At 60.7% G+C, this 26957-nt stretch carries 23 protein-coding genes; 11 read left to right on the plus strand and 12 right to left on the minus strand.

The features are described 5' to 3' along the window. Positions 1-48: 48 nt before the first annotated feature. The 6 genes from odhB to sdhC form a co-directional block, all read right to left on the minus strand. Positions 49-1269 carry a 2-oxoglutarate dehydrogenase complex dihydrolipoyllysine-residue succinyltransferase gene (odhB, locus tag BLP82_RS18045; RefSeq protein WP_060741159.1) on the minus strand — a complete coding sequence of 407 codons (1221 nt, stop codon included), beginning with the start codon at positions 1267-1269 and terminating at the stop codon, positions 49-51. 43 nt (positions 1270-1312) lie between these two features. Continuing rightward, positions 1313-4144 carry a 2-oxoglutarate dehydrogenase E1 component gene (locus BLP82_RS18050; RefSeq protein ID WP_092170919.1) on the minus strand — a complete coding sequence of 944 codons (2832 nt, stop codon included), beginning with the start codon at positions 4142-4144 and terminating at the stop codon, positions 1313-1315. A 262-nt stretch (positions 4145-4406) separates the two neighbouring features. Further along, the gene (locus tag BLP82_RS18055; RefSeq protein ID WP_053123967.1) at positions 4407-5111 is read right to left on the minus strand and encodes a succinate dehydrogenase iron-sulfur subunit; all 705 of its coding nucleotides are present in this window, start codon (positions 5109-5111) and stop codon (positions 4407-4409) included. Between the two features lie 11 nt (positions 5112-5122). Further along, positions 5123-6895, minus strand: a complete 1773-nt coding sequence (sdhA, locus tag BLP82_RS18060; RefSeq protein ID WP_092170923.1) for a succinate dehydrogenase flavoprotein subunit — start codon at positions 6893-6895, stop codon at positions 5123-5125. A gap of 3 nt (positions 6896-6898) precedes the next feature. Further along, entirely contained in the window at positions 6899-7267 is a 369-nt protein-coding gene (sdhD, locus tag BLP82_RS18065; RefSeq protein WP_003204438.1) for a succinate dehydrogenase, hydrophobic membrane anchor protein, read from the minus strand. Further along, positions 7261-7635: a succinate dehydrogenase, cytochrome b556 subunit gene (gene sdhC, locus BLP82_RS18070; RefSeq protein WP_003179220.1), complete on the minus strand. Its 375-nt coding sequence runs from the start codon at positions 7633-7635 to the stop codon at positions 7261-7263. Before sdhC ends, sdhD begins: the two co-directional genes overlap by 7 nt. Positions 7636-8000: 365 nt before the next feature. On the opposite strand from sdhC, the gene gltA reads away from it, so the two are divergent. Beyond that, the gene (gene gltA, locus BLP82_RS18075) at positions 8001-9290 is read left to right on the plus strand and encodes a citrate synthase (protein ID WP_003204440.1); all 1290 of its coding nucleotides are present in this window, start codon (positions 8001-8003) and stop codon (positions 9288-9290) included. A gap of 306 nt (positions 9291-9596) precedes the next feature. Here gltA and BLP82_RS18080 read toward each other — a convergent pair whose 3' ends face one another. From BLP82_RS18080 to BLP82_RS18090, 3 genes are all read right to left on the minus strand, one after another. Then, positions 9597-11255, minus strand: coding sequence for a cation acetate symporter (locus BLP82_RS18080; protein WP_092170926.1), 1659 nt, complete (start codon positions 11253-11255; stop codon positions 9597-9599). Continuing rightward, positions 11252-11563 (minus strand): DUF485 domain-containing protein, encoded by a 312-nt coding sequence (locus tag BLP82_RS18085; RefSeq protein WP_072406462.1) that lies wholly within the window; start codon positions 11561-11563, stop codon positions 11252-11254. The genes BLP82_RS18080 and BLP82_RS18085 overlap by 4 nt, the downstream gene beginning before the upstream one ends. Before the next feature lie 311 nt (positions 11564-11874). Next, positions 11875-12729, minus strand: coding sequence for a glycine betaine ABC transporter substrate-binding protein (locus BLP82_RS18090; RefSeq protein ID WP_072406463.1), 855 nt, complete (start codon positions 12727-12729; stop codon positions 11875-11877). A gap of 424 nt (positions 12730-13153) precedes the next feature. Here BLP82_RS18090 and BLP82_RS18095 point away from each other — a divergent pair, with 424 nt between their 5' ends. Continuing rightward, positions 13154-14452: an alpha/beta fold hydrolase gene (locus BLP82_RS18095; protein ID WP_060741153.1), complete on the plus strand. Its 1299-nt coding sequence runs from the start codon at positions 13154-13156 to the stop codon at positions 14450-14452. Beyond that, complete coding sequence (locus BLP82_RS18100; protein WP_092170930.1) at positions 14445-15233, plus strand: MlaA family lipoprotein; 789 nt, start codon at positions 14445-14447, stop codon at positions 15231-15233. The genes BLP82_RS18095 and BLP82_RS18100 overlap by 8 nt, the downstream gene beginning before the upstream one ends. A gap of 134 nt (positions 15234-15367) precedes the next feature. Here BLP82_RS18100 and BLP82_RS18105 read toward each other — a convergent pair whose 3' ends face one another. Beyond that, the gene (locus BLP82_RS18105; RefSeq protein ID WP_092170934.1) at positions 15368-16282 is read right to left on the minus strand and encodes a DUF808 domain-containing protein; all 915 of its coding nucleotides are present in this window, start codon (positions 16280-16282) and stop codon (positions 15368-15370) included. 132 nt (positions 16283-16414) lie between these two features. Between BLP82_RS18105 and BLP82_RS18110 the strand changes: the two genes are divergently transcribed. Beyond that, positions 16415-17020: a TetR/AcrR family transcriptional regulator gene (locus tag BLP82_RS18110; protein ID WP_014339596.1), complete on the plus strand. Its 606-nt coding sequence runs from the start codon at positions 16415-16417 to the stop codon at positions 17018-17020. 100 nt (positions 17021-17120) lie between these two features. Here the strand turns inward: BLP82_RS18110 and BLP82_RS18115 are convergent, their stop codons facing one another. Further along, complete coding sequence (locus BLP82_RS18115; protein WP_092170938.1) at positions 17121-17579, minus strand: REP-associated tyrosine transposase; 459 nt, start codon at positions 17577-17579, stop codon at positions 17121-17123. A 207-nt stretch (positions 17580-17786) separates the two neighbouring features. Next, on the minus strand, positions 17787-18227 hold the full coding sequence (locus BLP82_RS18120; protein ID WP_072406471.1) for a GlcG/HbpS family heme-binding protein: 441 nt from the start codon (positions 18225-18227) through the stop codon (positions 17787-17789). Between the two features lie 266 nt (positions 18228-18493). Between BLP82_RS18120 and gcl the strand changes: the two genes are divergently transcribed. From gcl to BLP82_RS18155, 7 genes are all read left to right on the plus strand, one after another. Next, positions 18494-20269: a glyoxylate carboligase gene (gcl, locus tag BLP82_RS18125; protein ID WP_060741149.1), complete on the plus strand. Its 1776-nt coding sequence runs from the start codon at positions 18494-18496 to the stop codon at positions 20267-20269. Positions 20270-20400: 131 nt separating this feature from the next. After that, positions 20401-21183: a hydroxypyruvate isomerase gene (gene hyi / locus BLP82_RS18130; protein ID WP_060741148.1), complete on the plus strand. Its 783-nt coding sequence runs from the start codon at positions 20401-20403 to the stop codon at positions 21181-21183. 156 nt (positions 21184-21339) lie between these two features. Beyond that, the gene (locus BLP82_RS18135) at positions 21340-22230 is read left to right on the plus strand and encodes a 2-hydroxy-3-oxopropionate reductase (protein WP_092170942.1); all 891 of its coding nucleotides are present in this window, start codon (positions 21340-21342) and stop codon (positions 22228-22230) included. A gap of 151 nt (positions 22231-22381) precedes the next feature. Then, positions 22382-23662, plus strand: coding sequence for a glycerate kinase type-2 family protein (locus tag BLP82_RS18140; protein ID WP_092170947.1), 1281 nt, complete (start codon positions 22382-22384; stop codon positions 23660-23662). After that, positions 23652-25067 carry a pyruvate kinase gene (gene pyk, locus BLP82_RS18145; protein ID WP_092170951.1) on the plus strand — a complete coding sequence of 472 codons (1416 nt, stop codon included), beginning with the start codon at positions 23652-23654 and terminating at the stop codon, positions 25065-25067. The genes BLP82_RS18140 and pyk overlap by 11 nt, the downstream gene beginning before the upstream one ends. Positions 25068-25205: 138 nt before the next feature. Further along, on the plus strand, positions 25206-26108 hold the full coding sequence (locus BLP82_RS18150; RefSeq protein WP_092171199.1) for an urea transporter: 903 nt from the start codon (positions 25206-25208) through the stop codon (positions 26106-26108). Positions 26109-26128: 20 nt separating this feature from the next. Next, positions 26129-26953, plus strand: a complete 825-nt coding sequence (locus BLP82_RS18155) for an ion transporter (RefSeq protein ID WP_072406483.1) — start codon at positions 26129-26131, stop codon at positions 26951-26953. Positions 26954-26957: the final 4 nt, after the last annotated feature.

The following is a 26957-nucleotide window of genomic DNA, read 5'->3' on the forward strand; positions in this document are numbered from 1 at the left end:
GTTGTTTCAGCAAGAGGCCGGTCGACAGACCGGCCCTCGCGGCGAAAATCAGATATCCAGCAGCAGACGAGCCGGATCTTCAAGCAGGTTCTTGATGGTGACCAGGAACGTCACGGCTTCTTTGCCGTCGATCAGGCGGTGATCGTAGGACAGTGCCAGGTACATCATCGGACGAATCACGACTTGACCGTTGATCGCCATCGGACGCTGCAGGATGTTGTGCATGCCCAGGATAGCCGCCTGTGGCGGGTTGACGATCGGGGTCGACATCATCGAACCGAATGTACCACCGTTGGTGATGGTGAACGTACCGCCGGTCATCTCTTCGATGGACAGCTTGCCGTCACGGGCCTTCTTGCCGAAGGTGGCGATGCCGCCTTCGATTTCGGCCAGGCTCATCAGTTCGGCGTTGCGCAGGACCGGAACCACCAGGCCACGGTCGCTGGAAACCGCGACGCCGATATCGGCATAACCGTGGTAGACGATGTCGGAACCGTCGATCGACGCGTTGACCGCCGGGAAGCGTTTCAGCGCTTCGGTGGCAGCCTTGACGAAGAACGACATGAAGCCCAGGCGTACGCCGTTGTGGGACTTCTCGAACAGATCCTTGTACTTCGAACGCAGGGCCATGACTTCGGTCATGTCGACTTCGTTGAAGGTGGTCAGCATCGCCATGTTCGACTGTGCTTCGACCAGACGCTCGGCAACCTTGGCACGCAGGCGGGTCATCGGAACGCGTTTTTCAACGCGATCACCGGCAGCGAACACCGGAGCGGCGGCGGCAGGTGCGGCTGGCTTGGCCGGTGCGGCGGCTGGCGCGGCTTTCTTGGCGGCAACGGCTGCCACCACGTCTTCCTTGGTCACACGACCGCCCTTGCCGGTGCCGGCAACGGAAGCGATGTTGATGCCGTTCTCTTCGGCGATCTTGCGCGCGGCAGGCGCGGCGACTGGATCGTCTTCGCCATCGGCAGCAGGCGCTGCGGCCTGGGCAGCGGCAGGAGCAGCAGCGGCCGGAGCGGCGGCGGCAGCACCGCCCTCTTCGATCGAGCCCAGTACCTGGTTGGACAGGACGGTAGCGCCCTCTTCGGCAACGATTGCGCCGAGCACGCCGTCAGCTTCGGCCAACACTTCCAGAACGACTTTGTCGGTCTCGATGTCGACGATCAGGTCGTCACGCTTGACTGCTTCGCCCGGTTTCTTGTGCCAGGTGGCAACGGTGCCATCGGCAACCGATTCCGGGAATGACGGGGCTTTGATTTCGATAGCCATTATCTGTGGGTCCTTAAAATTCGGTTTCAGTCAGCACGAAGGCTTAAACAGTGAAAGCATCTTGCAGCAGTTTTTCCTGCTGCTCGGCGTGCATCGACGCATAACCACACGCAGGTGCAGCGGAAGCATCACGGCCGGCGTATTCCAGGCCCAGGGCCTTGTTATGGTTACCGATGCTGCGACGCAGGTGATGCTGGCTGCTGTACCAGGCGCCCTGGTTCATCGGTTCTTCCTGACACCACACCACGTGGGTGAGGTTGGTATAAGGCGCGATGGCCTCCATCAGGTCTTCTTCCGGGAACGGGTAGAGCTGCTCGATACGCACGATGGCGATGTCTTCGCGGCCTTCGGCACGACGTTTTTCCAGCAGGTCGTAGTAGACCTTGCCGCTGCACAGGATCAGGCGAGTCACCTTCGCCGCGTCCAGGGTATCGATTTCCGAAATAACGGTCTGGAACGAGCCTTCGGCCAGGTCCTCGAGCGTGGAGATCGCCAGCTTGTGACGCAGCAGCGACTTCGGTGTCAGCACGATCAGCGGCTTGCGCAGCGGACGGATGACCTGACGACGCAGCAGGTGGTAGATCTGTGCCGGCGTCGTTGGTACGCAAACCTGGACGTTGTGCTCGGCGCACAGCTGCAGATAGCGCTCCAGACGTGCCGACGAGTGCTCCGGCCCCTGCCCTTCATAACCGTGTGGCAACAGCATGGTCAGACCGCAGAGACGGCCCCACTTGTGCTCGCCGCTGGTGATGAACTGGTCGACAACCACCTGGGCGCCGTTGGCGAAGTCGCCGAACTGGGCTTCCCAGATCACCAGCGCATTCGGCTCGGTGGTGGAGTAGCCATATTCGAACGCCAGGACGGCTTCTTCGGACAGCAGCGAATCGTACAGGTCGAAACGTGGCTGGCCCTTGTACAGGTGTTGCAGCGGGATGTAGGTGCTGGCGTCTTTCTGGTTGTGCAGCGCCGCGTGGCGGTGCGAGAAAGTGCCGCGGCCTACGTCCTGGCCGGTGATGCGGACCGGGTGACCTTCGAACGCCAGGGTCGCGTACGCCATGGTTTCGGCGTAACCCCAGTTGATCGGCAGGCCGCCGGCTTGCATCTTCTGCCGGTCTTCGTAGATCTTCGCGACCTGGCGCTGGACCACGAAGCCTTCCGGGATCTCCAGCAGCTTGGCGGACAGTTCCTGCAGGGTCTTGAGGTCGAAGCGGGTGTCGTGACGCGCGGTCCAGGCGTGGCCCAGGTATGGACGCCAGTCCACGAACAACTCTTTGTTCGGTTCCTTGACCAGGCTTTTTACCACGTGCAGGCCGTTGTCCAGGGCATTGCGATATTCATCGACTTTTTCCTGGACGCGGGCGGCATCCAGAACACCGCCCTGGGTCAGGCGCTCGGCATACAGCTCACGGGTGGTGCGCTGCTTGGCGATCTGCTGGTACATCAGGGGCTGGGTGCCGCTTGGCTCGTCGGCCTCGTTGTGGCCGCGACGACGGTAGCAGACCAGGTCGATCACCACGTCGCGCTTGTACTGCATGCGGTAGTCGATGGCCAACTGGGTCACGAACAGCACGGCTTCCGGGTCATCGCCATTCACATGGAGAATCGGCGCCTGGATCATTTTCGCGACGTCGGTCGCGTACTCGGTGGAGCGCGAGTCCAGCGGGTTGCTGATGGTGAAGCCAACCTGGTTGTTGATCACGATGTGCACGGTGCCGCCGGTCTTGAAACCGCGGGTCTGCGACATCTGGAAGGTTTCCATGACCACGCCCTGACCGGCGAATGCCGCGTCACCGTGGATGGAAATCGGCAGTACCTTCTCGCCGGTCGGATCGTTGCGACGATCCTGGCGGGCACGGACCGAACCCTCGACCACCGGGGAAACGATTTCCAGGTGAGACGGGTTGAACGCCATGGCCAGGTGGACTTCACCACCGCTGGTCATCACGTTGGACGAGAAGCCCTGGTGGTATTTCACGTCACCGGAGCCCAGCTCGACCTTCTTCTTGCCTTCGAACTCGTCGAACAGCTCGCGCGGGTTCTTGCCGAAGGTGTTGACCAGTACGTTCAGGCGGCCACGGTGGGCCATGCCGATGACGACTTCCTTGGTGCCGTAGGAACCGGAACGCTGGATCAGTTCGTCGAGCATCGGAATCAGGCTTTCGCCGCCTTCCAGGCCGAAACGCTTGGTACCCGGGTACTTGGTGCCCAGGTATTTCTCCAGGCCTTCACCGGCGGTGACGCGCTCGAGCAAGTGGCTCTTGATGTCGGCGGAGTACGTCGGACGGCCACGAACGCTTTCCAGACGCTGCTGGAACCACTGGCGCTGCTCGGAATCGGTGATGTGCGTAAATTCAGCGCCGATGGTGCGGCAATATGTCTGCTGCAACGCCTCGTGAATTTCGCGTAGGCTCGCTTCCTCTTTGCCGATAAACAGGTCGCCGGCACGGAAGGTCGTATCAAGGTCGGCATTGGTCAAGCCGTAGTGAGTGATCGACAGGTCTGCAGGTGCAGGACGCTGCCACAGCCCCAGCGGGTCAAGCTGGGCTGCCTGGTGGCCACGCATCCGGTAGGCCTGGATCAGTCGCAATACTTCAACTTGCTTCTTCTCGTGCTCGGAGCTCACGCTGCCGGCAGACACCGGTTGAGCGCGGCGCTGGTTCTTTGCCAGCAACACGAAATGATCGCGAATCGTCGAGTGCGAAACATCAGTGGCAGAGTTACCGTCGGCCGGTAGCTTCTGAAAGTAGGTGCGCCATTCTTCTGGCACAGCGTTAGGGTCGTGCAGGTAGAGCTCGTAGAGCTCTTCCACATAGGCAGCGTTACCACCGGAGAGGTGGGCACTGTTCCACATGCGCTGCATCACGCTTTCTTGCATGCTTGGTCACCCTCGATTAGGGGAACACCACCGGCGAAAACACCGAGCAAACTTGCAGAAGTCCGAGTGCAGCGACTAAAACAAGCCACTTAGGATCACGCTGATAGTCCGGGTACCAGCCCGGATGCCCCTGCTTGTCTCATTTCTTCAAAATAAGAACCACCGCTTTGTGAGCGGCTGTTCTGGTTATAGCCAAGACGCGGGTTGAAGCCCGCGCCCTGGCCTTTACGGGTACAACGGTCCTACGGGTACAGCAGCTGAATCACACGCCGCTTTGCAGAAGCATGTTACGAATGTGACCGATGGCCTTAGTCGGGTTCAGGCCTTTCGGGCAGACGTTGACGCAGTTCATGATCCCGCGGCAGCGGAATACGCTGAACGGGTCATCCAGCGAAGCCAGGCGCTCGGACGTCTTGGTGTCACGGCTGTCTGCCAGGAAGCGGTACGCTTGCAGCAGGGCGGCCGGGCCCAGGAACTTGTCCGGGTTCCACCAGAAGGATGGGCACGAGGTCGAGCAGCAAGCGCACAGGATGCACTCGTACAGACCGTCGAGCTTCTCACGCTCTTCCGGAGACTGCAGACGCTCGATGGCCGGAGCCGGCGTGTCGTTCTGCAGGAATGGCTTCACCTTCTCGTATTGCTTGTAGAAGATGCTCATATCGACGACCAGGTCACGGATAACCGGCAAACCTGGCAACGGACGAACCACCAGCTTGTTGCCCTTGACCACCGCCGACAGCGGCGTGATGCAGGCCAGGCCGTTCTTGCCGTTGATGTTCATGCCGTCGGAGCCGCAAACGCCCTCGCGGCAAGAACGACGATAGGAAAAACCTTCGTCCTGCTCTTTGATCAGGGCCAGCACGTCCAGCACCATCAGGTCTTTACCACCGGTATCGACCTGGAAGTCCTGCATGAACGGCGCAGCGTCCTGATCAGGGTTGTAGCGATAAACACTGACTTGCAACATAGCGGTCACCCTTAATAAGTCCGGACTTTTGGTTCGAAAGTCGGAACAGTCTTCGGCGAGAAGTTCACGGCACGCTTGGCGACGCGTTTTTCACCCGGGAAGTACAAGGTGTGGCACAGCCAGTTTTCGTCGTCACGGTCTTCGAAGTCTTCGCGGGCGTGGGCACCACGGGACTCTTTACGCACTTCTGCGGCGATGGCGGTGGCTTCGGCCACTTCCAGCAGGTTCTGCAATTCCAGCGCTTCGATACGGGCAGTGTTGAACGCCTGCGACTTATCGTTGATCTTCACGTTGGCGATTCGTTCACGCAATTGCGCCAGCTGGGCGATACCCTTCTGCATGTATTCGCCGGTACGGAACACACCGAAGTAGTTCTGCATGCAGTTCTGCAGCTCGCGACGCAGGGTTGCCACGTCTTCGCCTTCGGTACGCTCGTTCAGAGCGGACAGACGCGCCAGGGCAGCTTCGATGTTGGCGTCGGTGGCATCGTCATATTCGATACCATCGGTCAGCGCTTTCTCCAGGTGCAGGCCGGCAGCGCGACCGAAGACCACCAGGTCGAGCAACGAGTTGCCGCCCAGGCGGTTGGCACCGTGGACCGATACGCACGCCACTTCACCCACTGCGAACAGGCCAGGGATGATTTCGTCCACGCCTTCGGCGTTCTGGGTGATCGCCTGGCCGTGAATGTTGGTGGCAACGCCGCCCATCATATAGTGGCAGGTTGGAACCACTGGAACCGGCGCGACGACCGGGTCGACGTGGGCGAAGGTCTTGGACAGCTCGCAGATACCTGGCAGGCGGCTGTGCAGCACTTCCTCACCCAGGTGATCGAGCTTGAGCATCACGTGGTCGCCATTCGGGCCACAGCCGTTGCCGGCGATGATCTCTTTAACCATCGAACGAGCCACAACGTCACGACCGGCAAGGTCCTTGGCGTTCGGCGCATAACGTTCCATGAAACGCTCGCCGTGCTTGTTGATCAGGTAACCACCTTCACCACGGCAACCTTCGGTCACCAGTACACCGGCGCCGGCGATGCCGGTCGGGTGGAACTGCCACATTTCGATGTCTTGTACCGGCACGCCAGCACGCAGGGCCATGCCGACGCCGTCACCGGTGTTGATCAGGGCATTGGTGGTGGATGCGTAGATACGGCCTGCACCACCGGTCGCCAGTACGGTGGCCTTGGCGCGGATGTAGGTGGTTTCGCCGGTTTCGATGCAGATCGCGATCACACCGACGAAGGCGCCGTCCTGGTTCTTCACCAGGTCGACGGCGTAGTACTCGTTCAGGAACGTGGTACCGGCTTTCAGGTTACCCTGGTACAGGGTGTGCAGCAGTGCGTGACCGGTACGGTCGGACGCCGCGCAAGTACGCGCGGCCTGGCCGCCCTTGCCGTAGTCCTTGGACTGGCCACCGAACGGACGCTGATAGATACGGCCTTGCTCGGTACGCGAGAAGGGCATGCCCATGTGATCCAGCTCGAACACCGCGGCCGGGCCTTCCTGACACATGTATTCGATAGCGTCCTGGTCGCCGATGTAGTCGGAACCCTTGACGGTATCGTACATGTGCCAGCGCCAGTCATCGTTCGGGTCGGCCGAAGCGATGGCGCAGGTGATGCCACCCTGGGCGGAAACAGTGTGCGAACGGGTCGGGAAAACCTTGGTGATCACGGCAGTCTTGTGACCGCCCTGTGCCAGTTGCAGCGCTGCGCGCATGCCGGCACCGCCACCACCAATGATGATGGCGTCGAAAGAAATCGTTGGAATGTTAGCCATGGATCAGATACCCCAGAGAATCTGCACACCCCAGACGAAGTAAGCGAACATCGCAACGCCGCATACTGCCTGGAAAAGGAAACGTACGGCAGTCGCCGACTTGCCGAACGCCATTGGCGTCAGGTAGTCGGTCGCGATGGTCCACATGCCGACCCAGGCGTGAGCGCCCAGTGCGACAAGTGCCAGCAGACTGAAGATACGCATCCAGTTGTTTGCGAACAGTTCATGCCATTGGGCATAGCCCAGGCCAGGGTTTGCCACGACATATCCGATCAGGAAAATGAAGTAAGCCGCGAGAACGACCGCAGACACACGCTGGGCCATCCAGTCGTAGAGGCCCGAACGCGAAAGGTTCGTGACGTTGGTTACCATATCCAGACTCCTGCCAGAACGATCAGCACCGCAGACACGGCGATAATGATTTTCGAGCCCAGCTTGCCGCCTTCCAGCGTCTCACCGATGCCCATGTCCATGATCAAGTGGCGCACACCGGCGACCAAGTGATACAGCAAGGCGGACAGGATGCCCCAAATCACTAGCTTGGCTAGCGGACTGGTCAGACACGCTTTCACCTGACCGAAGCCTTCTTCCGAATCGAGCGACTTGTCCAATGCATAAAGCATGATGGCCAGGCTGACGAAGAGGATGACACCGGAAATACGGTGAAGAATGGACGTGTAAGCAGTGACTGGGAGTTTGATGGTCCTTAGGTCTAGGTTTACAGGTCGTTGGCTTTTCACGGCTTTTTTTTCACACTGAAGAGCCCCTAACAATCAGGGCAAAGTTGTTGGGGCGCGCACTGGTCAGGTACTCACCACCCAGGGAGTGACGACCCCCAAGAAAGCAGGCCCAAAAGCCCCTGGCGGTCGGTGGCCGAGTATAGACAGTTAGGCTACTAATGACAACGCGTTCACCTTCCCCTAATAGCGCATTGCACATATGGCGCAAAAGGCGTAAACGGCAGGCAATTTCGCGGAAAAAGTGCGGTTAAAGCCTTCTGGAGCAAGACTTTAGGCAAATTGACTTTCGGATTTATCTCACTATAGTGGTGCGGGCCCTGCGTGGGGGGTCTGTCTGATGATTTCAAGCATTAATAGGAGGCCACATGGCTGACAAAAAAGCGCAGTTGATCATCGAGGGCGCAGCCCCCGTCGAGCTGCCCATTTTAACCGGCACCGTTGGTCCCGATGTAATCGACGTACGGGGCCTGACGGCCACGGGCCGTTTCACCTTTGACCCAGGTTTCATGTCGACCGCCTCGTGCGAGTCGAAAATCACCTACATCGACGGCGACAACGGCATCCTGCTGCACCGCGGCTACCCGATCGAGCAACTGGCTGAAAAATCGGACTACCTGGAAACCTGCTACCTGCTGCTCAACGGCGAGCTGCCGACCGCAGAGCAAAAGGCCCAGTTCGTCAGCACCGTGAAGAACCACACCATGGTTCACGAGCAGTTGAAGACCTTCTTCAACGGCTTCCGTCGCGATGCCCACCCGATGGCCGTCATGTGCGGCGTTGTCGGCGCCCTCTCGGCCTTCTACCACGACTCCCTGGACATCAATAACCCCCAGCATCGCGAAATCTCCGCGATCCGCCTGGTGGCGAAGATGCCGACCCTGGCAGCCATGGTCTACAAGTACTCCATGGGCCAGCCCATGATGTACCCGCGCAACGACCTGACCTATGCAGAAAACTTCCTGCATATGATGTTCAACACCCCGTGCGAGATCAAACCGATCAGCCCGGTGCTCGCCAAGGCCATGGACCGGATCTTCATCCTCCATGCCGACCACGAGCAGAACGCCTCCACGTCCACCGTGCGCCTGGCCGGTTCCTCGGGTGCCAACCCGTTCGCCTGTATCGCCGCCGGCATCGCCGCACTCTGGGGCCCGGCCCACGGCGGTGCGAACGAAGCGGTACTGACCATGCTCGATGAAATCGGCGATGTCTCGAACATCGACAAGTTCATCGCCAAGGCCAAGGACAAGAACGATCCGTTCAAGCTGATGGGCTTCGGTCACCGGGTCTACAAGAACCGCGACCCCCGCGCCACCGTGATGAAGCAGACCTGTGACGAAGTGCTCAAGGAACTGGGGATCAAGAACGATCCGCAACTCGAACTGGCCATGCGCCTGGAAGAGATCGCCCTGACCGACCCGTACTTCATCGAGCGCTCGCTGTACCCGAACGTCGACTTCTACTCGGGGATCATCCTCAAGGCGATCGGCATTCCAACCAGCATGTTCACCGTGATCTTCGCCCTGGCGCGGACCGTCGGCTGGATCTCCCACTGGAAGGAAATGCTCTCCAGCCCGTACAAGATCGGCCGCCCGCGCCAGCTGTACACCGGCTACGAGTCGCGTGACATCACCCAGCTGGAAGACCGCAAGTAAGACCTGCCTTGCGATAGGTCCCAAGCTGCATTGAAACAGCCCCTGCTTCTTATATAAGAAGCAGGGGCTGTTTTGTTTGTGCCTCTTTTCATCTGATCCAGAAGCGGCATTGACAGATCCGACGCCATCGCGAGCAAGCTCGCTCCCACAATTGACCTGTTGTGAACACAGACCCCGCGCTCACTGGAGATCCCCTGTGGGAGCGAGCTTGCTCGCGATGACGGCAGCCCTGCCCCCCCTTAAACCCGGCACAAAAAAAATACCCCAGTCTCGACCGGGGTATCTCTTCATGCACTTATCGCTACATCAATGGTTAACCGCCCCGCTCGCCCCCAGGCCAGTCTGCGAACGCACGAACTGCGGGAAGAACAGCGCTCGTTCGTTTGCGCCTTCAGCCGACTTGTCGGTGATGGAGAAGAACCAGATGCCGACAAACGCAATGATCATCGAGAACAGCGCCGGGTACTCGTACGGGAAGATCGCCTTCTCGTGACCCATGATCTGTACCCAGATGGTCGGGCCGAGGATCATCAGGCCCACGGCACTGACCAGGCCCAGCCAGCCGCCAATCATGGCGCCACGAGTGGTCAGCTTCTTCCAGCACATCGAAAGCAGCAGTACCGGGAAGTTGCAGCTCGCCGCGATGGAGAACGCCAGGCCCACCATGAACGCGATGTTCTGCTTCTCGAACAGGATGCCCAGGCCGATCGCCAGCACCGCCAGGGCGATGGTGGTGATTTTCGAGACGCGAATCTCGTCCTTCTCGTTGGCCTTGCCTTTCTTGATCACGCTGGCATACAGATCATGGGACACCGCCGAGGCACCGGCCAGGGTCAGGCCCGCCACTACCGCCAGGATGGTGGCAAAGGCTACCGCCGAGATGAAGCCCAGGAAGATGCTGCCGCCCACGGCGTTGGCCAGGTGCACCGCCGCCATGTTGTTACCGCCCAGCAAGGCACCTGCCGCGTCCTTGAAGGCCGGATTGGTGCTGACCAGCAGGATCGCGCCGAAGCCGATGATAAAGGTCAGGATGTAGAAGTAACCGATGAAGCCGGTGGCATACAGCACGCTCTTGCGCGCTTCCTTGGCGTCGCTCACGGTGAAGAAGCGCATCAGGATGTGTGGCAGGCCAGCGGTACCGAACATCAGCGCCAGGCCCAGGGAGAAGGCCGAGATCGGATCCTTCACCAAGCCGCCGGGGCTCATGATCGCCTCGCCTTTAGGGTGAACCTTCACCGCTTCGGCAAACAACATGTTGAAGTCGAAGTTGACGTGCTTCATGACCATCAACGCCATGAACGAAGCACCCGACAGCAGCAAGACCGCCTTGATGATCTGCACCCAAGTAGTGGCCAGCATGCCGCCGAACAGCACGTAGAGGCACATCAGGATACCCACCAGGATCACCGCAACGTGGTAGTCCAGGCCGAACAGCAGCTGGATCAGCTTGCCGGCACCGACCATCTGCGCGATCAGGTAGAACGCCACCACCACCAGCGAGCCGCAGGCGGACAGACTGCGAATCTGGGTTTGCCCGAGGCGATAGGACGCCACGTCGGCAAAGGTGTATTTACCCAGGTTACGCAGACGTTCGGCGATCAGGAACAGGATGATCGGCCAGCCCACCAGGAAGCCGATGGAGTAGATCAGGCCGTCATAACCGGACGTGAACACCAACGCGGAAATACCCAGGAAGGACGCCGCCGACATGTAGTCGCCCGCGATTGCCAGGCCGTTCTGGAAGCCGGTGATCTTGCCGCCGGCCGCATAGTAGTCGGCCGCCGAGTTGTTTTTCTTGGACGCCCAGTAGGTGATATACAAAGTCGCGCCGACGAAGGCCACGAACATCAGGATAGCCGCGACGTTGAGGGGTTGCTTCTGCACGGCACCGGTCAGGGCGTCAGCCGCCCAGGCGCCCGGTGCGAACGCCGCGATGCTCAATAGAGCCAGTAGACGCCGGATCATTGCTGAGCCTCCTTGAGAATCGCATTGTTCAGGTCGTCGAACTCGCCGTTGGCGCGTCGCACGTAGATACCGGTCAGGACGAAGGCCGAGAGAATCAGGCCGACACCGATGGGAATACCCCAGGTGATGGTGGACTCAGGCGTGATCTTGGCCCCGAGAATGTGTGGCCCGTAGGCGATCAGAAGAATGAAGCCGGAATACAGACCAAGCATGATCGCCGAGAGAATCCAGGCGAACTTTTCCCTTTTTCTCACCAGCTCCTTGAAGCGCGGGCTGTTTTGAATCGAGAGGTAAATGCTGTCGTTCATTGTTTTTATCCTCGCAGCACAGATTTAATTGGAACGACTCTACTCTATGCGGCTCAAGGCCAGGTTCCAGACGACCTTAGTATTAGAACGACATGACGGTTTTGCCAGTTTTCCGCCAATTTTCGCAATTGCCTTGTGGGAGCGGGCTTGCTCGCGAATGCGGTGAGTCAGTCAACACATAGCCAATAGACAGATCGCATTCGCGAGCAAGCCCGCTCCCACAGGGGGATGTGCAACATTGGAAGCTTGCAGGCACAAAAAAACCGCATGACACAACGTCATGCGGTTTCGGAACAGTCAAACCAGGCTAATTACTTGCCGGTCCACTCCTTCACGCGGTCCGGGTGCTTGGCGACCCAGTCCTTGGCAGCGGCGTCCGGCTTGGCGCCTTCCTGGATCGCCAGCATGACTTCGCCGATCTCGTCTTTCGACGCCCACTGGAATTTCTTCAGGAACTCGGCCACTTCCGGGGCCTTGGTGCCCAGTTCCTTGCTGCCGATGCTGTTTACAGTCTCAGCCGCGCCGTAGACGCCTTTCGGGTCTTCCAGGAAGCGCAGTTTCCACTTGGCGAACATCCAGTGCGGCACCCAACCGGTGACCGCGATGGATTCGTTTTTCTTCTCGGCACGGGTCAGCTCGGCGATCATGCCGGCGCCGGAACTGGCCTTGAGTTGATAACCGGTCAGGTCGTAATCCTTGATCGCCTGTTCGGTCTTGAGCATCACGCCTGAACCGGCGTCGATGCCGACGATGCGCTTCTTGAAGGAGTCGTCGGTCTTGAGATCCTCGAGCGACTTGGCCTTGACGTACTCCGGCACGATCAGGCCGATTTTTGCGTCCTTGAAGTTGGGGCCGTAATCGACCACTTGATCCTTGTTCTTGGTCCAGTAGTCGCCGTGGGTCACCGGCAGCCAGGCCGACAGCATCGCATCGAGTTTGCCGGTGGCCACGCCTTGCCACATGATCCCGGTCGCGACCGCTTGCAGCTTCACGTCATAACCGAGTTTTTGCTTGATCACTTCGGCGGCCACGTGGGTGGTCGCGACGCTGTCGGACCAGCCGTCAACGTAACCGATGCTCAGGGTTTTGGTTTCGGCGCTGGCCAAGGTGGAACTGATGGCCAGTACCAGTGCGGCACCTGCGCCCAAGAGTCGTCGCATCTTCATCGTTACTTCCCCGAAAGTGCTGCGCCCGACGGATGCCGGACGGCGTCAACGTATAGTTATGATGCTCAGCGCCCCCATCACGCTCGCCCTCAAACCGGTCTGAACGCCAGTGGAGTACTGACAGGATCGATCATCAACCTGTGCCGCTCCTGAACCTGCTCTGTCTGCGACGTCGAAGCAACGAGAAACGACATCAGAACGCCAGCTACTGTTTCCAGGCAATTGCCGCCTCCTCACACGTGAGATTTGCTGTCCAAATCCGGCAAATGCCAGATAACTAGCCGCCACTGCGCATGACCGTGTATCGTCCCGCTACTATCGCGCCCCGTCCGTGCCTGTTTTGTGCCCATCATGGCACTTGGCTCCGCTTCGGTGGTCATAGGCTGCGAACTTCATTCGGCACCTTCCTCTAAGGGATCCAGTCATGCTCCGTTCCTTGCGCTTCGCTGCCCTCCTCGGCGGCCTTATCCTGAGTGCGTCCGCGCTGGCGGCAGATATTGACGCCGCCAGCTATGGCTACCCCTTGACCAACCCGTTCGAGGCGACCATCGCCACCACGCCGCCGGACCTGCGTCCGGAGCTGCCACTGATCGAAGACATCAATCAGGCGGACCACAGCCTGACCCTGCGCCCGGAACGCGAGTTCATCCTGCCGGACAACTTCTGGCCGGTTAAAAGCCTCACCTACCGCATGGCCACCCAGGACAAGCCCGCGCCACTGATCTTCCTGATCGCCGGCACTGGTGCGCGCTACGACAGCACCCTCAACGAATACCTCAAGCGCCTCTACTACAAGGCCGGCTACCACGTGGTGCAGCTGTCCTCGCCCACCAGTTTCGACTTCATGAGTGCCGCTTCGCGCTTTGCCACGCCGGGCATTTCCAAGGAAGACGCCGAGGACATGTACCGCGTGATGCAGGCCGTACGCGCGCAGAACCCCAAGCTGCCGGTGACCGAGTACTACCTGACCGGCTACAGCCTCGGCGCCCTGGATGCGGCCTTTGTCGCCCACCTGGACGAAACCCGGCGCAGCTTCAATTTCAAGAAAGTGCTGCTGCTGAACCCGCCGGTGAACCTCTATACCTCGATCACCAACCTGGACAAACTGGTCCAGACCGAGGTCAAGGGCATCAACAGCACCACGACCTTCTATGAACTGGTACTGAACAAGCTGACCCGTTACTTCCAGCAAAAAGGCTACATCGACCTCAACGACGCCCTGCTCTACGACTTCCAACAGTCCAAGCAGCACTTGAGCAATGAACAGATGGCGATGTTGATCGGCACCTCGTTCCGTTTTTCGGCGGCGGACATCGCGTTCACCTCGGACCTGATCAACCGTCGCGGCCTGATCATCCCACCCAAGTTCCCGATCACCGAAAGCACCAGCCTGACGCCGTTCCTCAAGCGTGCTCTGCAATGCGATTTCGACTGTTACCTCACCGAGCAGGTGATCCCGATGTGGCGCGCGCGCACCGACGGCGGCAGCCTGCTGCAACTGGTCGACCAGGTCAGCCTGTACGCGCTGAAGGATTACCTGCACGACAGCCCGAAGATTGCCGTCATGCACAATGCCGACGACGTCATTCTCGGCCCGGGCGACCTGGGCTTCCTGCGCAAGACCTTTGGCGATCGCCTGACGGTTTATCCACTGGGCGGCCACTGCGGCAACCTTAACTACCGCGTCAACAGCGACGCCATGCTGGAGTTTTTCCGTGGCTAAATATCTGCTGCTTATCGCTGCGTTAATGAGTGCGGGCATGGTCCACGCCGACAACAGCAAAGCCAATGCGCCTGTGGTGGTGGATTCGGACGGCTTCAAGGAACCGCTGACCAAACTCAAGTTCAACCCGGGGCTGGACCAGCGCGAGTTCGAGCGCTCGACCCTCAACGCGTTGAACGTCTATGACCCGCTGGAATCCTGGAACCGCCGGGTCTATCACTTCAACTACCGCTTCGACCAATGGGTCTTCCTGCCCGTCGTCGATGGCTATCGCTACATTACTCCCGGCTTCGTGCGCACCGGGGTCAGCAATTTCTTCAACAACCTGGGGGACGTGCCGAACCTGATGAACAGCCTGCTGCAATTCAAGGGCAAGCGTTCAATGGAAACCACGGCGCGGCTGCTGCTCAACACCACTGTGGGCATCGCCGGCCTGTGGGACCCGGCCACCGCCATGGGCCTGCCACGCCAGAGCGAAGACTTCGGCCAGACCCTCGGCTTCTATGGCGTGCCAGGCGGCGCGTATTTCGTACTGCCGATCTTCGGCCCGTCGAACCTGCGCGACACCTCGGGCCTGCTGGTGGACTACACGGCCGAATCGGCGATCAACTTCCTCAACGTCGCCGAAGTCAGCTCCAACCACCCGGAACTGCTGCTCCTGCGCGGCGTGGACAGGCGCTACCAGACCAGCTTCCGCTATGGCCAACTGAACACGCCGTTCGAGTATGAAAAGGTGCGGTACGTGTACACCGAGTCGCGCAAGTTGCAGATCGCCGAGTAACCCAACGCCTGATGCAAATCCACCTGTGGGAGCGGGCTTGCTCGCGAATGCGGTGTACCAGTTGACGAATATGCCACCTGATACATCGCATTCGCGAGCAAGCTCGCTCCCACAGTTGTCTTGTATTTCCAGTCTTAGCCTTTCAGCGCTTTCCAAACCTTGCCGACCACCATCACCCCCGCCAACACCGCCGCCCCTGCAACAATCCCCGCCACGGCATTGAGCAACGTCGGCACGATAAACCCGGCACCACCGGCACTGGCCGTCACGCCTTCGATCCAGTGATGCACCACTGGCACGCCATGGGTCAGGATGCCACCGCCCACCAGGAACATCGCCGCGGTGCCGATCACCGACAGGCCTTTCATCATGTAGGGTGCCGCACTCAGGATCGCACCACCGATGCTTTTGGCGGCCTGGCCTGGCTTGTGCGTCAACCAGAGTCCCAGGTCATCGAGCTTGACGATCCCGGCCACCAGGCCATAGACGCCAATGGTCATGACGATGGCGATGCCCGACAGGACGATCACCTGCTGGGTCAGTGCTGCGTCAGCGACAGTGCCGAGGGTGATGGCGATGATTTCGGCCGAGAGGATGAAGTCGGTGCGTACCGCGCCCTTGATCTTGTCCTTTTCAAAGGCCACCAGATCGACCGCCGGATCAGCCACCGCCTCGACCAGTTGCGCATGTTCGGCCTGGTCCTCGGCCTTGCTGTGAAGGAACTTGTGGGCGAGTTTTTCGAACCCTTCGAAACACAAATAGGCGCCGCCCACCATCAACAAGGGCGTCACCAACCACGGGACGAAGGCGCTGATCGCCAGCGCCGACGGCACCAGGATCAATTTGTTGATGAACGACCCCTTGGCCACCGCCCACACCACTGGCAGCTCCCGCTCGGCACGCACACCCGACACTTGCTGGGCATTGAGCGCCAGGTCATCGCCAAGCACGCCGGCGGTTTTCTTGGCGGCCATCTTGGTCATCAGCGCGACATCGTCGAGTACGGTGGCGATGTCGTCGATCAGTACCAGCAAACTGCTTCCAGCCATGGAGAGGGCTCCTTGAATAATAATGCCGCGCAGCATACCGCGAGCCGTAGCGCCTTGGGGCATTCTTGAGCGCCGCGCGAAGCCGGTGCTACCATGCGCCACCGCCAGAACAGGCAAGGAACCCCTGGGTTTATGAGCACAATCCGCGAGCGCAACAAAGAATTGATCCTGCGTGCCGCCAGCGAAGAATTTGCCGACAAGGGCTTCGCCGCGACCAAGACCAGCGACATCGCGGCCAAGGCAGGCCTGCCCAAACCCAACGTCTACTACTACTTCAAATCCAAGGAAAACCTCTACCGCGAGGTGCTGGAAAGCATCATCGAGCCGATTCTCCAGGCCTCGACACCGTTCAATGCCGACGGCGTGCCCGGCGAGGTGCTGAGCCACTACATCCGCTCCAAGATCCGCATCTCCCGCGACCTGCCCTTCGCCTCGAAAGTCTTCGCCAGCGAAATCATGCACGGCGCCCCCCACCTGAGCCCCGACCTGGTGGAACAACTCAACGCCCAGGCCCGGCACAACATCGACTGCATCCAGACCTGGATCGACCGCGGCCAGATCGCCCCTATCGACCCCAACCACCTCATGTTCAGCATCTGGGCCGCCACCCAGACCTATGCCGACTTCGACTGGCAGATCAGCGCCGTGACCGGCAAGGCGAAGCTGGATGAAGCGGATTACGAAGCGGCGGCGCAGACGATCATTCGGTTGGTGTTGAAGGGGTGTGAGCCAGACTGATAGCCCGACACTGGTTCCGATGACGAGCACAAACTGTGTGAACACCGCAAATCCCCTGTGGGAGCGGGCTTGCTCGCGAAGGGCGCAACTCGATTTCAAGTCAAACCCAGATAGCATCCCACAGTGGATACTCGCCAAGTCGTTTCACTAAGCGTGCCCGCAGTGGGTTGGCGACAACGTAGCGAGCGAGCTTGATCAAATTGTCTTCCCTTCGCAAAGCTCGGTCATGGTAGCCCTGCTGCCATAGGCTACCAACCCTGTTGTCCGCCTCATTGACTGCCTTGGCACTTACAGATTTCATCTGACACATCAACTCCCCCAAAGACCCCTGATGCAGTTGAATCAACCAATGAAAATGATCAGGCATGACGACAAAGGCCAGGGAGTCTGCAAAGACTTGCTCTTGTATCTGCCTGAACTGACGGATAACTATCCTACCCAAGCCATAGTCTTTGAAGACAGGCTCGCGCTTCAGCGTGTTGGCTGTCAGTAGGTAGATGCGGTTTTGCTCCGCATAGCGACCGATACGCAGACAGTACGAAGCTGAGTATGCTGGCATTCCATAGCCTCCTTTCTTAGTAAGTCCTGAAAGGCTAGCGGCGGGAAGCAAAAATCAGGGTCAGACTTTTAGCTGGATGTGTCTGGACGATTGCTTTCGCGAGCAAGCCCGCTCCCACAGGGCTTTGCAGTGTTCGAACATTTTGTGTCCTTCATCCCCCCTCGGAGCGAGCTTGCTCGCGATGGCGCCAGTCCATTCACCCCAAAATCAAGCAACCACCCCCACATCCGCCCTCAACTGCAACGCCTCCACCGCCCTGACCGCCACCTGCTCATCCACATCCGAAACATCACCACTGACACCAATCGCCCCCAGCACCCTGCCGTCCTGATCCCTGATCAATACCCCACCCGGGGCCGGTACGACGTTGCCCTGCCCCAACCCATTCAAAGCGGCAAAGAACGCCGGGCGTTGTTGGGCATCCTGAGCGAGCAGGCGCGAGCCTTTGCCCAGGGCGATGGCGCCCCAGGCCTTGCCGATGGCTATCTGCGGGCGAAGCAGGCTGGCGCCGTCTTCGCGCTGCAAGGCGATCAGGTGTCCGCCACTGTCCAGGACCGCGACGGTCAAGGGTGCAGCGCTGATTTCACGACCGGCGGCAAGGGCTTGCCCGGCCAGGTTGACGGCGATTTTCAAGGTTAGAACGCTCATGGGTGCTGTCCTTCTTTTGTTATGGAAAAGCCTTGCGGCTTCACTTTCAGAAAAACCGAACCCACAAATAGAACACAACACTAAATAGTTTTGTATACAATAATTTTCACAAATCGCCTAAATCGCTGGAAAACAGCAGCAAAACCTGACCTTCCGACGAATGAAACAGGTGCTTGAGGAAATGGATTGACCTGCGTCGTTCGCCATGAATACACTCCGCACAAAGCCACTTGTATACAATTACAAAACGTAAGAGGCACAAAACCATGAGCAAAATGAGAGCAATCGAAGCCGCCGTTCTGGTGATGCGCCGTGAAGGCGTGGACACGGCCTTCGGCATCCCGGGTGCCGCGATCAACCCGCTGTACTCCGCCCTGCAGAAGGTGGGTGGCATCGATCACGTCCTCGCTCGCCACGTTGAAGGCGCCTCGCACATGGCCGAGGGTTACACCCGGACCAAGGCCGGCAATATCGGTGTGTGCATCGGCACTTCGGGCCCGGCCGGCACCGATATGGTGACCGGGCTCTACAGCGCTTCGGCCGATTCGATCCCGATTCTGTGCATCACCGGGCAAGCCCCCCGCGCCCGAATGCACAAGGAAGACTTTCAGGCTGTGGATATCACCAGCATCGTCAAACCCGTGACCAAGTGGGCAACCACCGTGCTCGAGCCGGGCCAGGTGCCGTATGCCTTCCAGAAGGCGTTCTTCGAAATGCGCTCCGGCCGCCCGGGCCCGGTGCTGATCGACCTGCCGTTCGATGTGCAGATGGCCGAGATCGAGTTCGACATCGACGCCTATCAACCGCTGCCGCTGGCCAAACCCGCGGCCAACCGCGTGCAGATCGAGAAAGCCCTGGCGATGCTCAATCAGGCTGAGCGTCCATTGCTGGTGGCCGGCGGCGGCATCATCAACGCCGATGCCAGCGACCTGCTGGTGGAGTTCGCCGAACTGACCGGTATCCCGGTCATCCCCACCTTGATGGGCTGGGGCACCATTCCCGACGATCATCCGCAGATGGTCGGCATGGTCGGCCTGCAAACGTCCCATCGCTACGGCAATGCGACCTTGCTCAAGTCGGATGTGGTGCTGGGCGTTGGTAACCGCTGGGCCAACCGTCACACCGGTTCGGTGGACGTCTACACCGAAGGCCGCACGTTCATTCACGTGGACATCGAGCCGACCCAGATCGGCCGCGTCTTCACCCCTGACCTGGGCATCGTTTCCGACGCCGCCTCGGCCTTGACGGTGTTCATCGAAGTGGCCCGCGAATGGCAAGCCGCCGGCAAGCTGAAAAACCGCAGCGCCTGGCTGCAGGACTGCCAGCAACGCAAGGCCAGCCTGCAGCGCAAGACCCACTTCGACAACGTGCCGGTCAAGCCACAGCGGGTGTACGAAGAAATGAACCAGGTGTTCGGCAAGGACACCTGCTACGTCAGCACCATCGGCCTGTCACAGATCGCCGGGGCGCAGTTCCTCCACGTCTACAAGCCACGCCACTGGATCAACTGCGGCCAGGCCGGCCCCTTGGGCTGGACCATTCCGGCGGCGCTGGGGGTGGTCAAGGCGGATCCGAGCCGCAAGGTCGTGGCGCTGTCGGGCGACTATGATTTCCAGTTCATGATCGAAGAGCTGGCGGTGGGTGCGCAGTTCAAGCTGCCCTACATCCATGTGGTGGTGAACAATTCCTACCTGGGTCTGATTCGCCAGGCCCAGCGCGGGTTCGACATGGATTATTGCGTGCAACTGTCCTTCGACAACCTCAACGCGCCGGAACTCAACGGCTATGGCGTGGACCACGTTGCCGTGGCCGAAGGCCTTGGGTGCAAGGCGCTGCGGGTGTTCGAACCGGCCGGTATCCAACCGGCGCTGCGCCAGGCCCAAGCGATGATCGAGGAGTTCAAGGTGCCGGTGATCGTCGAGATCATCCTGGAGCGGGTGACCAACATCTCCATGGGCACCGAGATCAACGCCGTCAATGAGTTTGAAGACTTGGCGCTTGTGGGCAACGATGCACCGACCGCCATTTCGTTGCTCGATTGACCCCCGGTGTGGGAGCGGGCTTGCTCGCGAAGACGGTTTCAGTTCCAACAAAGATGTCGGCTGACACACCGTTTTCGCGAGCAAGCCCGCTCCCACAAAGGATGCGTTCACAATATTCACAGGAGACCACCATGCCGCGTTTCGCCGCCAACCTGTCCATGCTGTTCACCGAGCAGGATTTCCTCGCCCGTTTCGAAGCCGCCGCCAAGGCCGGCTTCAGTGGGGTCGAATACCTGTTCCCCTATGACTACAGCTCCGCCGAACTCAAGGCCTTGCTCGACGCCAACGGCCTGACCCAAGTGCTGTTCAACCTGCCGGCCGGCGACTGGGCCAAGGGCGAGCGCGGCATTGCCTGCCTGCCGGACCGGGTCGAGGAGTTCCGCGCCGGTGTCGACCTGGCCATCGCCTACGCCCAGGTGCTGGGCAACACGCAGGTCAACTGCCTGTCGGGGATTCGTCCGCAGAACTGCAGTGAAACCCTGGTGGAGAAAACCTTCGTCGCCAACCTGAAATACGCCGCCGAAAAGTTGCAGGCCAAAGGCATCAAGCTGGTGATGGAAGCCATCAATACCCGCGACATTCCAGGCTTCTACCTGAACAACACCGCCCAGGCCTTGTCGATCCGTGAGCAGGTGGGCAGCGCCAACCTGTTCCTGCAATACGACATCTACCACATGCAGATCATGGAAGGTGACCTGGCCCGGACCCTGTCGGCACACCTGGGCGAGATCAACCATGTGCAACTGGCCGACAACCCGGGCCGCAACGAGCCAGGTACGGGGGAAATCAACTACCGCTTCCTGTTCGAACACTTGGACCGTATCGGCTACCAGGGTTGGGTCGGCTGTGAATACAAGCCGCTGACCACCACCGAAGCCGGCCTGGGCTGGCTGAAAACCCATAACGCGATCTGACCCGGATCTTTCCTTGTGGGAGCGGGCTTGCTCGCGAAAGCGGTGGGCCAGACAACACATCTGTGACTGATACACCGCTTTCGCGAGCAAGCCCGCTCCCACAGAAAAGCAGTTTTCCATTTGCCTGAAGTAGCAAAAAAACAAGAGGATTTTCCCATGGCTAAAATCGGATTCATCGGCACCGGCATCATGGGCCACCCCATGGCACTGAACCTGCAAAAGGCCGGCCACAGCCTGTTCCTGTCCCAGCACCACGACGCGGCTCCGGCCGACCTGCTGGCCGGTGGCGCGGTGGCGTTGGCCAACCCGAAGGAAGTGGCCCAGGAAGCCGAGTTCATCATCGTCATGGTCCCGGACACGCCGCAGGTCGACGACGTACTGTTCCGCGCCGACGGCGTGGCGGCGGGCGTGGGCGCGGGCAAGGTGGTGATCGACATGAGTTCGATCTCCCCCACCGCCACCAAGGCGTTCGCGGCGAAGATCAATGAAAAAGGCGCGCAGTACCTCGATGCCCCGGTCTCCGGTGGTGAAGTCGGTGCCAAGGCTGCGACCCTGAGCATCATGGTCGGTGGCGACAACGCCGCCTTCGAGCGCGCCCTGCCACTGTTCCAGGCCATGGGCAAGAACATCACCCTGGTGGGCGGCAACGGCGATGGCCAGACCGCCAAAGTGGCGAACCAGATCATCGTCGCCCTGAACATCCAGGCGGTGGCCGAAGCGTTGTTGTTCGCCGCGAAAAACGGTGCCGACCCGGCCAAGGTCCGTGAAGCACTGATGGGCGGTTTCGCCTCGTCGAAGATCCTCGAAGTGCACGGTGAACGCATGATCAAGGGCACCTTCGACCCGGGCTTCCGCATCAGCCTGCACCAGAAGGACCTGAACCTGGCCCTGCAAGGCGCCAAGGAACTGAACATCAACCTGCCCAACACCGCCAACGCCCAACAAGTGTTCAGCACCTGCGCGGCCATTGGCGGCAGCAACTGGGATCACTCGGCGCTGATCAAGGGGTTGGAGCATATGGCCAATTTCTCGATTCGCGACAACTGAACCACCATAAAACCCTGTGGGAGCGGGCTTGCTCGCGAAAGCAATCGACCTGTCACTGAAGTATTGACTGACACACCGCTTTCGCGAGCAAGCCCGCTCCCACAAGTGATCGAGTCGCCTCGTCTAACAACAAAAATTCCGGGAGCCCGCCATGTCGGTCGATCCGCAACAACTGCTGCGCGAGCTGTTTGCCACAGCCATCGACGCGGCCCATCCGCACCACGTCCTTGAACACTACCTGCCCAGCGACCGCAGCGGCCGGGTGATCGTCATTGGCGCCGGCAAGGCCGCGGCGGCCATGGCGCAAGTGGTCGAGCGCTGCTGGCAGGGTGAAGTGTCCGGCCTGGTGGTGACCCGCTACGGCCATGGCGCGCCCTGCCAGAAAATCGAAGTGGTGGAAGCCGCCCACCCGGTGCCCGACGCCGCAGGCCTGGCCGTGGCCCAGCGAGTACTGGGGCTGGTGAGCAATCTCAGCGAAGACGACCGGGTGATCTTTCTCTTGTCCGGCGGCGGCTCCGCCCTGCTCGCCTTGCCCGCCGAAGGCATCACCCTGGCCGACAAGCAATCGATCAACAAAGCCTTGCTCAAGTCCGGCGCGACCATCGGCGAGATGAATTGCGTACGCAAGCACCTCTCGGCGATCAAGGGCGGGCGCCTGGGCAAGGCCTGCTGGCCGGCGACGGTATACACCTACGCGATTTCCGATGTGCCGGGTGACCTGGCCACGGTCATCGCATCCGGCCCCACGGTGGCCGACCCCAGCACATCGGCCGAAGCCCTGGCGATTCTCCAGCGCTACCACATCGATGTGCCGGCGTCGGTACGCGACTGGCTGCACAGTCCAGCGTCGGAAACCGTCAAGCCCGGCGACCCGAGCCTGGCGCGCAGCCACTTTCAATTGATCGCCCGTCCCCAGCAATCCCTGGAAGCCGCAGCGGTGAAGGCTCGCCAAGCCGGTTTCAGCCCGTTGATCCTCGGCGACCTGGAAGGCGAATCCCGAGAGGTGGCGAAAGTCCATGCCGGCATCGCCCGGCAAATCGCCCTGCACGGCCAGCCGCTGGCGGCACCGTGCGTGATTCTCTCCGGCGGCGAAACCACCGTCACCGTGCGCGGCGATGGCCGTGGCGGGCGCAATGCCGAATTCCTGCTGAGCCTGACCGACAGCCTCAAGGGCTATCCCGGCATTTATGCACTGGCTGGCGACACCGACGGCATCGACGGTTCCGAAGACAACGCCGGCGCCCTCATGACCCCGGACAGCTATCGCCGCGCCACCGAACTGGGCCTGTGCGCCAGCGACGAGTTGGATAACAACAATGGCTACGGCTACTTCGCCGCCCTGGATGCGCTGATCGTCACCGAACCGACCCGCACCAACGTCAACGACTTTCGCGCCATCCTGATCCTCGAGAACCCCAAACATGACGCCTGATAAAAAGGTCAAGATCCTCGCGACCCTCGGTCCCGCCACCCGTGGCATCGATGACATCCGCGAGCTGGTACAGGCCGGCGTGAACATCTTCCGCCTGAACTTCAGCCACGGCGACCACGCCGACCACGCCCAGCGCTACCAGTGGATTCGTGACGTCGAGCAGCAGCTCAATTACCCCCTGGGCATCCTGATGGACCTGCAAGGCCCGAAGCTGCGGGTTGGTCAATTCGCCGACGGCAAGGTCCTGCTGCAACGGGGCCAGGCCCTGCGCCTGGACCTGGACCCGACGCCGGGTGATCAACGCCGGGTCAACCTGCCCCACCCGGAAATCATCGCGGCCCTGGAGCCCGGCATGCACCTGCTGCTGGACGACGGCAAGTTGCGCCTGCGCGTGACCGCCAGGCACTGCGACGCCATCGACACCGAAGTGCTCAACGGCGGCGAGCTGTCGGACCGCAAAGGCGTGAACGTGCCCCAGGCCATGCTCGATTTGAGCCCGTTGACCGCCAAGGACCGGCGCGACCTGAGTTTCGGCCTGGAACTGGGCGTGGACTGGGTAGCGTTGTCGTTCGTGCAGCGGCCCGAGGACATCCGCGAGGCTCGCGCGCTGATCGGCAACAAGGCGTTCCTGATGGCGAAGATCGAGAAGCCGTCGGCGGTGACCCAACTGCGGGAAATCGCCGAATTGAGCGACGCGATCATGGTCGCCCGCGGCGACCTGGGGGTCGAAGTCCCGGCCGAAAGCGTGCCGCAAATTCAGAAAAACATCATTGGCACCTGCCGCGCCCTGGGCAAACCGGTGGTGGTGGCCACCCAGATGCTCGAGTCGATGCGCTTTTCCCCGGCGCCCACCCGCGCCGAAGTCACTGACGTTGCCAACGCCGTGGCCGAAGGGGCTGATGCAGTGATGCTGTCGGCGGAAACCGCTTCAGGGGATTACCCCCTTGAAGCCGTGCAGATGATGAGCAAGATCATCCGCCAGGTGGAAAACGGTCCCGACTACCAGGCGCAGTTGGACGTCAGCCGACCGAAAGCCGAAGCCACAGTGTCGGACGCCATCAGCTGCGCGATCCGGCGCATCAGCGGCATCCTGCCGGTGGCGGTGCTGGTGAACTACAGCGAATCCGGCAGCTCCAGCCTGCGCGCGGCGCGGGAACGGCCGACGGTGCCGATCCTCAACCTCACGCCGAACCTGCAGGCCGCCCGCCGCCTGACGGTGGCCTGGGGCGTGCACTCGGTGGTCAATGATCGGTTGAAGCAGGTGGACGAAGTCTGTTCCACCGCCCTGGAAATCGCCCAGGCCCAAGGCATGGCCCAGCGTGGCGATACCTTGCTGATCACCGCGGGCGTACCGTTCGGGCAGCCGGGGTCGACCAATTCGCTGCGCATCGAGACGTTGATCTAGCTGCCCGGTAGGAGCTGCCGAGCGAAGCGAGGCTGCGATCTCTTGATCTTGATCTTTCGCCCTCAAATTCAACTGCCAGGGGAAAGATCGCAGCCTCGCTCCGCTCGACAGCTCCTACGAATGTGGATGTACCGCCTGATGTCTTTTGACACCCACTGCCCCGACTGGGCCACCGCCCTGCTCAACGGCTTCAGCCAAGTCTTTCTCCAGCGCCATCCGCTGTGCGGCCTGCTGTGCCTGTTGGCGATTCTGCTCACGGCGCCCGCCCTGTTCGGCGGCGCGTTGCTCGGCGGGGTGGCCGGGTTGCTGACGGCCCAGCGACGCGGTTACCCCAAGGCCGACCGGCAAGCCGGACTGTTCAGCTACAACGGCATTCTGCTGGGCTTGTTGCTGAGCCTTGCGTTGCCCTGGTCCGTCCTGTTGCCACCGTTGATCATCGCCGCAGGTGGCCTCAGCGCGATGCTCACCCAGCAATGGCTCAAGCGCACCCGAGGCCCTCGCTGCCTGCCCGCCTACACCGCGCCCTTTGTCGGGCTGGCTTGGCTGCTGATGGGATTCACCCTGCCGCCGCCTCTCGCCACCTCGATTGAAATGACCCTGCCCAACCTGCTGGGCGCTCATTTGAGCGGGCTGGGCCAGGTCATGTTTCTCGGCCATCCAGTGGCCGGTGCGCTGATCGCCGCCGGGCTGCTGCTGGCCAACCGGCGCGCCGGCGCTTGGGCATTGTTCGCTTCTGCCGTCGGCCTGGCCTTCACCTTGTCGCAGCATGAAAACGCAACCGCCCTGTCCGGGCTGGGCGGCTACAACCCGGTATTGGTGGCGCTGGCCCTCAGCCAACAGCGCCGCCCATGGCTGCCGCTGATGGGCATCGTCCTGGCAATCATGCTCACGCCAGGCTTTACCGCTCTCGGCCTGCCTGCCCTGACAGCGCCGTTCATCCTCGCCTGCTGGCTGATCCAGGCCACCGGCCGGGCGTGGCGTCAGGCCAGCCTCGAGATCGCGCCTTGCGCTGTACGGGGCAATCACCCTAGGCTTCGCTGATTCCGGTTCAGGCGAAAGTTATGCAAAGCAGCGACAACTGGCGTGAACGCCTCTACGTGATCATTTTCCAGACCGACACCGTGGCCGGCCGGCGCTTCGACAGCACCCTGCTGTTGATCATCCTCGCCAGCCTGGTGATCGTGATGCTCGACAGCATCGACAGCGTGCACAAGAACTATGCGGCCCTGCTGGCGGCTATCGAGTGGGGTTTCACGTTCATCTTCATCGTCGAGTACGGCCTGCGCCTGTACTGCTCGCCCAAGCCGTTGCGCTATGCCTTCAGTTTCTACGGCCTGGTGGATCTGCTGGCGATCGTGCCGGGGATCCTGGCGCTGTACTACAGCGATGCCCAATACCTGCTGATCGTTCGGATCATCCGCATGCTGCGGATTTTCCGAGTACTCAAACTCAGCCCTTACCTCAAGCAAGCCAACTACCTGATGGCGGCGCTGCGCGGGAGCAAGCAGAAAATCATCGTGTTCCTGGTCAGCGTCTCGACCCTGGTCACCGTCTTCGGCACGCTGATGTACGTCATCGAAGGCCCCGAGCACGGCTTCACCAGCATCCCCAAGGGCATCTATTGGGCTATCGTGACACTGACCACCGTAGGCTTCGGCGACATCGTGCCCAAGACGCCCCTGGGCCAAGTGGTGTCGTCCCTGGTGATGATCACCGGTTACTCGATCATCGCCGTGCCAACGGGTATTTTCACGGCTGAACTGGCCACGGCCATGCGCGGTGACCAGCTCAAGCACGATTGCCCGGTGTGCAGCAAAAACAACCACGACCACGGCGCCGCTTTCTGCTCCCGTTGTGGCAATGCACTGTTTAAGAAATTGGAATAAGCAA

Source organism: Pseudomonas sp. NFACC37-1 (genome assembly GCF_900101575.1).
Classification (GTDB): Bacteria; Pseudomonadota; Gammaproteobacteria; order Pseudomonadales; family Pseudomonadaceae; genus Aquipseudomonas; species Aquipseudomonas fluorescens_AA.